The organism is Actinomycetota bacterium, from assembly GCA_036280995.1.
In the GTDB taxonomy this organism is placed as follows: domain Bacteria; phylum Actinomycetota; class CALGFH01; order CALGFH01; family CALGFH01; genus CALGFH01.
Genome location: DASUPQ010000672.1, coordinates 1 through 3,242 on the forward strand (window position 1 = coordinate 1; position 3,242 = coordinate 3,242).

3 protein-coding genes are annotated in these 3,242 nt (G+C 77.3%); all 3 read right to left on the reverse strand.

What is annotated here, in order from left to right:
- The coding region (locus tag VF468_22855; GenBank protein ID HEX5881129.1) for a V-type ATP synthase subunit D at positions 1-453 on the reverse strand (453 nt) is incomplete at its 3' end.
- Positions 450-1,871, reverse strand: coding sequence for a V-type ATP synthase subunit B (locus VF468_22860; protein ID HEX5881130.1), 1,422 nt, complete (start codon positions 1,869-1,871; stop codon positions 450-452). The genes VF468_22855 and VF468_22860, both read right to left, overlap by 4 nt.
- Positions 1,872-1,894: 23 nt before the next feature.
- A partial coding sequence (locus tag VF468_22865) for a V-type ATP synthase subunit A (GenBank protein ID HEX5881131.1) occupies positions 1,895-3,242 on the reverse strand: 1,348 nt, incomplete at its 5' end.

Genomic DNA, 3,242 nt, shown 5'->3' on the forward strand with positions numbered 1-3,242 from the left:
CACCAGGCGTGCGGCCGCGGTCGCGGCGGCGTGGCTGACCGCGGCGGCCAGCGCGGCCCGGTAGGCGGCCGCCGCCGGGGCGAGCGCGGCCGTGCAGGCCGGCGGCGGCGGCACCGGGTCGGGCAGGCTGACGCTCGCCCCGGCCGGGTAGTGGACGCCCATGGTGTCCCGCCAGGCGATCCTCACCTCGGCCGGCGGGCCGCCGCCGGCCAGCCGCAGGTCGCGCTGGCCGCCCACCAGCCCGGCGCGCAGCAGCCAGGTCTGGGCCTCACCGCAGGTGCGCTCCAGCTCCTCGCCGGTGCGGCCCGCCAGCAGATCGAGCCGCTCCCGCTCGCGGCGCAGGATGCGCAGCTTGCGGTCGAGCAGGTCCAGGGCGCGCTCGGCGGTCGCCAGGCGGCCGCGCAGCCACAGCCTGCCCGCCCGGCCCGGCGGGACCCTGGGCCCGGCGCTCATCGCCGGTCCTCCGGTTCGGCGCCCTCGTCCCCGACCTGATGGTGGGCGTCGAGGTCCGCGGCGGACACCATGGTGAGCTCGCGCCTGGGCAGCGCCGACAGCACCCGCCAGGCTCGCTCGAAGGTCTCGTCCAGGCCGCGGCGCTCGTCGGGCCGCTGGCTGACCAGCACGCGCTCGAACGCCCGCTCCAGCTCCAGGTAGCCGCGGTCGGTGGCGCTGAGCGCGCCGGCCCCGACCAGCTCGGCCAGCTCGCGGGCCTGCCGTGCCCGGGCCAGGGCGGCCAGCAGCTGGGCGGCCAGGTCCAGGTGCTCCCGGCGGGTGCGGCCAGGGCCGGCGCCCTTGCGCATCAGCCGCGACAGCGACGACAGCGCGTCGACGGGCGGGTAGACGCCGCGGGCGTGGACCTCGCCGGACAGCACCACCTGGCCCTCGGTGATGTACCCGGTCAGGTCGGGCACCGGGTGGGTGATGTCGCCGGCCGGCATGGTCAGGACCGGCAGCACGGTGACCGAGCCGGCGACCCCGCGGATGCGTCCACAGCGCTCGTACAGGGAGGCCAGGTCGGAGTACAGGTAGCCGGGGTAGGCCCGCCGGGCGGGGATCTCGCCGCGGGCGATCGAGACCTCCCGGACCGCCTCGCAGTAGCTGGTCATGTCGGCCATGACCACCAGCACATGCCGGCCGAGGGCGAAGGCCAGGTGCTCGGCGACGGTGAGGGCGATGCGGGGGGTGAGGATCCGCTCGATCACCGGGTCGTCGGCCAGGTTGAGCAGGAGCGCCAGCTCGCCGGCGGCGGACCGCTCCTCCAGGGCGTCGCGGACGGCGGCGGCGTCGGCATGGCTGAGCCCCATGGCGGCGACCACCACGCTGAACGGCTCCCCGCCGGCCGACGCCTGGGCGGCCACCTGGGTGGCCAGGGTCAGGTGGGGCAGGCCGGCGGTGGAGAAGATCGGCAGCTTCTGGCCGCGGACCAGGGTGGTCAGGGCGTCGATGGCCGACACGCCGGTGAGCACCGGCTCGGCCGGCGGCTCGCGCAGCGTGGGGTTGAGCGGGGCGCCGTCGACGGGTGCCTCCGCCGGGCCGAACACGGGCGGGCCGCCGTCGATCGGCTGGCCGCGGCCGTTGCAGACCCGGCCCAGCCAGCCGGGGCCGACGGGGACGCGCAGGGGGTGGCCGGAGAACGCCACCCGGGTCCCCGTCGGGTCCATCCCGTCGGTGCCCTCGAGCACCTGGACCACCGCCAGGTCCCGGTCGACCTCCAGGACCAGCCCGTGGCGCGTCTCTCCGGAGGCGAGCCGGACGATGGCCAGCTCGTCCCAGCCGACCCCCTCCGCCCCGCGGACGACCACCAGGGGACCGCGGAGCTCGGCCATGTCGGTGTGCTCGACCTGGGCCCAGGCGACCGGAACGGATGCCACCGGTCTCGGGCTTCGCAGCGTCGTCATCGCAATGCCCCCAGACGGGTGAGCATGGTGTCGCGGCGGCCGGCGACCTCGGCGGCGGCGTCGGCCTCCTCGCGGGCGCGCAGCAGCGGCGAGAAGTCCTGCTCCTCGACGACCGCGGCCGGCACGCCGCGGTCGGCCAGGGCCTGGCAGGCGTCGACGACCTCCAGGACCGCCCCGGCGAGCGCGGCCGTCCGCTCGGCCGGGGAGAACGCGTCGACGGGGCTGAGCGCGCTCTGCTGGAGGACCGCCTCGCGCAGCAGGCGGCCGGCGAGCAGCACGACCCGCTCCCGGGCCGGCAGCGCGGCCGCCCCCACCAGCTCCACCAGCGCCCCGAGCCGGTCGGCCTCGGCGAGCAGGCCGCTCATCCGGGCCCGCCGCCGCACCCAGCCGGGGTCGCCGTGGCCAGCGTGCCAGGCGGCCACGGCGTCGGCGTCGCGGGAGAAGGAGTCCGCCCACGACACCGCCGGGTAGTGGCGGGCATAGGCCAGCCCGCGGTCGAGGGTCCACAGGCTGCGCGCGAAGCGCTGGGTGTGGGTGGTGACCGGCTCGGTGAGGTCGCCGCCGGGCGGGGAGACGGCGCCGATGACGGTCACCGAGCCCTGCCGCCCTCCGGTGGTCGTGACCCGCCCGGCGCGCTCGTAGAAGGCGGCCAGGGCCGAGGCGAGGTCGGCCGGGTAGCCCTCCTCGGCGGGGAGGGCGCCGCTGCGGGAGGCGAGCTCGCGCAACGCCTCGGCCCAGCGGGAGGTCGAGTCGGCGATCACCACGGCGTCGTAGCCCATGTCGCGGAAGTGCTCGGCGACGGTGACCCCGCTGTACACGCTGGCCTCACGGGCCATCATCGGCATGTTGGAGGTGTTGGCGACGACCACGGTCCGCTCGGCCAGGCGCCCGCCGGTGCGGGGGTCGGGCAGCTCGGCCAGCTCGGCGACCACGTCGGCCATCTCGTTGCCCCGCTCGCCGCAGCCCACGTACACGATCACGTCGGCCTCGCACCATTTGGCGATCTGCTGGAGCAGGACCGTCTTGCCGGTGCCGAAGCCGCCGGGCACGGCCGCGGTGCCGCCAAGGGTCACCGGCAGCACCGCATCCAGGACCCGCTGGCCGGTGACCAGCGGCACGGCCGCGTCCAGGCGCTCACGGTACGGCCTGGGGCGCCGCACGGGCCAGCGCGTGGCCATGGTCACCTGGTGGCCGGCCACCGTCGCCACCGGCACGTCCGCCGGGTAGCTCCCGGCGGGGCGGATGGCCTCCACCCGGCCGCGCACACCGTGCGGCACGAGCACCAGGTAGGGGACCGACCCGGCGGCGACCGCGCCGAGCGGGGTCCCGGCGGTGACGGTGGCG